The sequence below is a fragment of the Leptolyngbya cf. ectocarpi LEGE 11479 genome, assembly GCF_015207065.1.
GTDB classification, from domain to species: domain Bacteria; phylum Cyanobacteriota; class Cyanobacteriia; order Phormidesmidales; family Phormidesmidaceae; genus Leptothoe; species Leptothoe ectocarpi.
Genome location: NZ_JADEXP010000590.1, coordinates 1 through 1,942, shown reverse-complemented (window position 1 = coordinate 1,942; position 1,942 = coordinate 1). Strand labels below are relative to the sequence as shown.

At 50.6% G+C, this 1,942-nt stretch carries 2 protein-coding genes; both read right to left on the bottom strand.

Translation table 11 applies throughout. The features are described from left to right. Positions 1-44: 44 nt before the first annotated feature. On the bottom strand, positions 45-458 hold the full coding sequence (locus IQ260_RS30230; protein ID WP_193996745.1) for an endonuclease domain-containing protein: 414 nt from the start codon (positions 456-458) through the stop codon (positions 45-47). A gap of 385 nt (positions 459-843) precedes the next feature. Further along, positions 844-1,839: an aldo/keto reductase gene (locus IQ260_RS30225; RefSeq protein WP_193996744.1), complete on the bottom strand. Its 996-nt coding sequence runs from the start codon at positions 1,837-1,839 to the stop codon at positions 844-846. Positions 1,840-1,942 lie beyond the last annotated feature (103 nt).

Here is a 1,942-nt window from a genome sequence, read left to right as displayed (position 1 = left end):
ATGCCACTCTCAACCAACAACACATCACACCCCCTCTAACTCCCCTACTCCTGCGAGGAGAAGGGGCCGGGGGATGAGGTCTCCAACCGCTCCAAAATCATCACCAACACCCCCTCCAACCCCTCAAGCACTTGCCAATTCCTCACCCGCAGTACTTGCAGCCCAACCGATTCCATCCACGCATCGCGCATATCGTCTTTTTCTGACTGCAAATCGTGAATGGGACCATCCACCTCAATCACCAACCCACCTTCATGACAATAAAAGTCAGCAATAAAGCGTCCAATGTTGTGCTGACGCCGGAATTTATATCCATAAAATCGACGAGCGCGGAGACATTCCCACAGAATTTCTTCAGCTGAAGTCTGCCGCAGCCGCAGCTCACGCGCCCGTTGAAGGAGTATGGGAGAAATGTACCGACGACGGCCTGAAATAGCTGATAGATCTGGATTACTCATGGGCTTAAGATGCCCGTAACCTTCACTTCAAACCCAGACTGACGGGTCTGATCCAAGCTAAAGGATGGCCATAGGTATCAAAAAAGGATAGCCAATGGCTATCCTGACTTAATCGCGATTTAACTGGAGACAAACTATTTGCTCCTAGTCCGTTTGTTTGGCGATGATTTTAACGATCTGCCTGAGAGTGACGCCGGACCATCCATCCCGCAGGATAAATATAGCTGGGCAAAAACACTTCCAGAGGGATACCCATGCAACTAGAATCGTTCATAGATGTATCCGACCCCTTAAAATTACGCAATGCTATGGTTCCCTGTGAACATGCTTCACCTTGTGGCGAAATATGCGGAATCTGGCAAAATTTGTCTATGAAGGGTTGGGTCTATCGAGTCTGAAAAATATTTTGCACCATTTGTTTGTCAGAATTGGTGACGGCTCGATCTAGCTCATCGATTTCCCCAGAGGTTAGCCGCCATCCCAGTGCCCCAATATTTTGTTTCGCCTGGTCTAGACTTTTGGCCCCTGGAATTGGGGTGGTACCTTTGCAAATGCACCAGTTAAGCGCAGTCTGGGCCATGGTTTTATTGCGCTCTGCTGCCACCTCACGCAAACAGTCAAGTAGCGGCTGAATACCGGGCAATAACTGTCGAAATAGAATGCCGCGCAGCCCTTTGGGCTTGGGGGTATCGATGTCATACTTGCCCGTCAGCAATCCCAACCCGAGAGGGCTGTAAGCAATCATCTGAATACCAAGGTCGTCACAGACCTCTTTGAGTCCTAAGTCTGTCACGGGAAATGTAGACAACAAGGAATACTGCACCTGTAGCGATGTGATGGGAATGCCCCGTTCTGCAAAACGCTTATGCACCCAGCGCAACCGTTTGGGTCCATAGTTGGATAACCCCACCCCCCGCACCAGTCCTTGATCGTATAGATCAGCCAGACCGTCTAAAAGTGGGCCTTCCTGCCAAGGAAAGTAGTTAGCTGTGGGCCAGTGCATTTGGGCAATGTCCAAACATCCCATGCGCGCTTTTGAGGCTTGCCCCGCCTGGGTCATCATGCCTCGGGTGAGTCGCCAGGGATAGGCGGCTAGTTTAGTGGCTAGGCAAATTTTGTCTTGATTAGGGCCTTGATAGGCCTGACTAAATTGACCTAGTAGCTTTTCGCTTTGGCCGTTCAGCTTACCGGTACCGTAGGAGTCACCAGTATCGAACAGGGTGACGCCGTTTTCGACACAGTAGTTAAAGACCTGCTGTAGACCAGCATCCATGCTTTCGTCATATCCCCACAGCAAGCGATTACCCCAAGCCCAGGTACCACACCCCATTTCAGGCAGCGTAATCGTTGTAGCAGCAACAGTATCAGCGATGGCAGGCATGGGGCTAGGCGGCAAGAGATGACTAGATTTAACCTATCTGGTTGCTGTAAACCCTGGCAAGTGGGGCGATTGCCTGTAGGGTATTCCCTCCCTTGCTTACATT

Excerpts from the sequence above, each read along its gene's own strand:
- IQ260_RS30230 (WP_193996745.1), bottom strand. The coding sequence starts at position 458 with ATGAGTAATCCAGATCTATCAGCTATTTCAGGCCGTCGTCGGTACATT.
- IQ260_RS30225 (WP_193996744.1), bottom strand. The coding sequence starts at position 1,839 with ATGCCTGCCATCGCTGATACTGTTGCTGCTACAACGATTACGCTGCCT.